Origin of the sequence: Aldersonia kunmingensis (genome assembly GCF_001646865.1) — a bacterium.
Taxonomy (GTDB): Bacteria; Actinomycetota; Actinomycetes; order Mycobacteriales; family Mycobacteriaceae; genus Aldersonia; species Aldersonia kunmingensis.
In genome coordinates, this window is sequence record NZ_LRRB01000151.1 from 1 (window position 1) to 3368 (window position 3368).

Here is a 3368-nt window from a genome sequence, read left to right on the forward strand (position 1 = left end):
ACCGGAAGGACGGTGCTCGTAATACCCCAGCCGATCCAGGAACCCGATCCGGCGTGGGTGCGCCCGCCGCGCCCTCCGGGGCGGTTCATCAGACGGCGAGGGCGGTGTCAGAGCGGGTGCCGATCGCGACGTTGCCTTCGCGCTGGCTGCGTGAGTGCTGGGGCGGGTCAGGGTGCTGGTCATTGGCGCCTCAAATCCGTACGGCGGCGGGTGTTTCGGCCATACCGCGGCCCAGCGGGTAGGTGGCGAACACGGTGACGTCGTGACGGCGGCGGGTCCATCGCAGTTCGGTGATCGCGCATTCGGCGGCGGCTTCCTCGACCCGGGCGCGAGCGCGACGCAGATCATCCTCGGAGCGTCCGGTCACTGCCACGGTGATCGCATAGGTCAGCCCGTGGTGGCCGGAGCCGGGCATCAGATCGGTGGCGCGGAGCTCCGAACTCGACCGCATCACCTCGCTGGTGCCATCGCTGATCTGGCCCTTGCGCTGTTCGGACAGCTGCGTGGCGGCGTCGTGGGTGCGGTCCAGCCGTGCTTGGGCGCGGGCACTGATCGCCGGGATCAGGTCAATCCGCACCGACACCGTCCGAATCGTCGTCGCCGCCGACGCGTCGGGACTGGTCCGGTCGGCCGCCACACCGGTCAGCAACGGCGACAACCACAATGGGCCCAGCTGGGTGGGTTCGATCCCGCCGGACGGGATCTGGGCGACTGCGGTATGCCAAGTGCCATTCACTTGGACGGAGTCGTCGAACCCGAGGTAGTGCTGCCAACACGTGTCCCAGGTGACGCCCTGATGTTTGTCGAGTGGGAAGGACGGGTCCTGCAGGGCCCGGATGACCGCGCAGGTGCGCTGCTCCCCCAGCACCAGTACCCGGCCCATCCCCGCGCCTGAGAGGAGCCCGACGAGGCGTTCGAGTTCGTCGTTGACGATCGAAGCCCACGACCCCGGCGCGGGACCGCGGGCGATGGCCTCAGTCCGGAAGGCTTTGGTCATGGGGATTTTCACCACCAGGTACGACCGGTGTTCCTCGGCGAGCGGTTTCATCGTCTCGATCAGCCGGTCATATGAGAGGACCGCCGGATACAGCGCGTCGGTGGTCGCCTCGCAGATTCGATGGGCGTACCAGAAGGTGTGCTGCGCGGTGTCGTACGGGACGGAACGATGCACGAGCTGCACCCCACGGATGAACGAGGACTTCTTCGCCAACTGGGCCAGCACGCGCCCGAACGCGGCCTGCGCCGACGCATACGCCGCGTTGGAGCGCAGTCCGCCACGCAGGCCCTCGATCCTGAGCAGGACCGACAGATAGCGCCGCTCCCCAGGGTTCTTGTGATACAGCACGAACAAGTCGTCGAACCCGCTGCCGCGCAACAGCAACGGCGCCGCCGTCCCCAACGGGATCGGACTCTCCCACCCCGGATCCGACGTCGGGTCGTAACCATGATCAACCGTGTTGTCGGAGTCGTCGGCGTAGAAGGCGTCGATATCGTGCGCGGGCCAGAACACGTGCTCGCCGCGCCGGCGTCGGCGCCGCTCCCGATGCGCGTCGATCCCCACCAAAGCGAGACACGTGCGGCCGCCGAATGTGAATGTTGCGGCGAAGATCGCCAGCAGCGCCACCACGACCGCGATCAGCATTCCCGTGGTTTGGTGCGCGAAATACGCGAGCGCCCCGACGGCGGCGGTCACCAGCCACGTCATCCACACGATCCGCGGCTGCCCCACGATCCCACGCCGACGGATCTCCGGCGTCAACAACGACGTGCGCGCCGCATCGGTCGCCGCCGTCACGATGTTCTCCTCTCGATCCGACTGTGCTGGTTCATGTCTCGTCCCGGGCTTCTTCGGCGCGGTGCGGGTGATTCTCAGCCGCGGCCTTTCCTTTCGTCATCGCAACCGCGGCCATCTGCGCGGCGACCGACACTCCCGCGGTCGCCGCACCGGCGCCCGCGGAGGCGCCGGTCTTCGCAGCAACCGGCGGGGAACTGGCGCTGGGGCCGGTGCCGCAGCCAGCGGTCGCGGCCGCGCCGACGGTCGGAGACTCGCCCCCGGCGGCGGGGCCGGCATGTCTGGACAGCCAGGCTTGTTCCACCGGTCCGCGGCTCCCACCGCCCCCGCCGTTTGCCCCTGGGGTTGGTCCCTGGCCGGCCCCGGGAGCGGGGTTGGTGGCGGTGTTTGCCGCTGTCGAGTTGATCGGTGCGCGGGGCGTATCGGCACCCGCGCCACCGCGTCGGCCCGAGTGCAGATACATCGCCGCCGAACCCGCGCCACCGATCACAGCGGCGGAAATCGGTGGGCCGGAGCCGAAGTCGGTGCTGTCGGAGGCTGTCGGCAGGAACGGCACCCATTTCAGCAGCGCCCACGGCGCCAAACCCGCGACCATCATCGCCAAAGCCACGAACGCGACCCGCTCCACCGCGCCGAGCGGGTTGACCGCGTCACCGGAGCGCAGTTTCGCCGCCGAGAGCGCGAATATCACCCCGAGCAGCACGAACAACAGAATCTTGGAGAACACGATCGACAGGAACACCAGGATCGGGCGAATTGCCTTGTGCCGGTACTTCGGGGAAACCCACAACCCGAAACTGATCGCCACCACCACCCCCACGATCGGCAACCCGATCGCGTGCAACTGCTGCCCGACCCACACCGCCGCGGCACCGATCAAAAGGAACAGGAAAATCACGACTCCGACGATCGATCCGCCCGGAACCGCGTTGACGGTGATGTTGCCCAGGCTGTAGACCCCGGTGCTCATCTCGGCCAAGTCCGTGCCCGACGCCTTCGCCACATCCGACGCCAGGGCGTTCGCACCCAGGATGATCAGTGACGCCACCGCAGGCGCGAACGCCTGCGCGGCCAGAGCCAGCGGCAGATACGCCCCCAGCGAGGCCGCGAGCTCGCCCGGGGTGCCCCGCCGCGCGGCGCGCATGATGGTGTGGATGCACATGAATCCCATCAAGACGATCCCGAGTGCGGCGGACTGCGCGTACTTGGCGAGGTACCACGACCAGGACGGGTCGAACTGCCCCGTGGTCGCCAACTGCGATAACACCGCACCCGACAACCCGACCGCACCCTCGTGCAGCTTGTTCGCCAGATCATCGATCGCATCGGCCGGGTTCGCCACAAACGCCGCCGCTTTCACGATCGGTGCGGCGAGGTCGTAGAGCCCCGACCACGCCATCACCGCCGGCTTGCCCAATGCCACCAGCGGCGCCACTGCCGCATCTTCGAAAACCCCGCCCACCCGGTCCCATACCGAGCGCTGCGCCGCAATCCAGTGCGCCGTACCCACACTCAGCTTCCCGACAACCGCATTCCAGCCCATACAGGCCTGGTAGCGGCCCGGCACTTCGTGGAC

General features: G+C 68.2%; 2 protein-coding genes. Both read right to left on the bottom strand.

From position 1 onward, the window contains the following. Nucleotides 1-190: 190 nt before the first annotated feature. Nucleotides 191-1795 (bottom strand): hypothetical protein, encoded by a 1605-nt coding sequence (locus A8G08_RS11460; protein WP_084436116.1) that lies wholly within the window; start codon nt 1793-1795, stop codon nt 191-193. A gap of 31 nt (nt 1796-1826) precedes the next feature. Then, nucleotides 1827-3368 (bottom strand): hypothetical protein (locus tag A8G08_RS11465; RefSeq protein WP_222844258.1); only part of this gene is annotated, 1542 nt, incomplete at its 5' end.